General features: G+C 47.1%; 1 protein-coding gene. It reads right to left on the bottom strand.

Features of this window, described 5'->3' with window-relative positions:
• Positions 1 to 223: hypothetical protein (locus E3E28_RS11130; protein ID WP_206203914.1), on the bottom strand; the 223-nt coding region annotated here is incomplete at both ends.

Here is a 223-nt window from a genome sequence, read left to right as displayed (position 1 = left end):
ACGCTTCGTTTAGGTCTACTGCGCCTTCTAAGGTTGCAATAAGACTCGAGGAGAATTGAAAGCTTAACCGGAAAGGCCTCAGGCCTAAGGCCATGCCGTTGCAATAAGACTCGAGGAGAATTGAAAGCTCAGGCTTCTTCTCCTTCTTTTTCCTGCTTGACATGGTTGCAATAAGACTCGAGGAGAATTGAAAGGAAACCGGGTGGTTAGGGTCAGGAATAAG

This window comes from Thermococcus sp. 21S9, assembly GCF_012027635.1.
In the GTDB taxonomy this organism is placed as follows: Archaea; Methanobacteriota_B; Thermococci; order Thermococcales; family Thermococcaceae; genus Thermococcus.
Note: the sequence above shows the minus strand (reverse complement) of the source record. Positions and strands in the feature narration are given on the sequence as shown.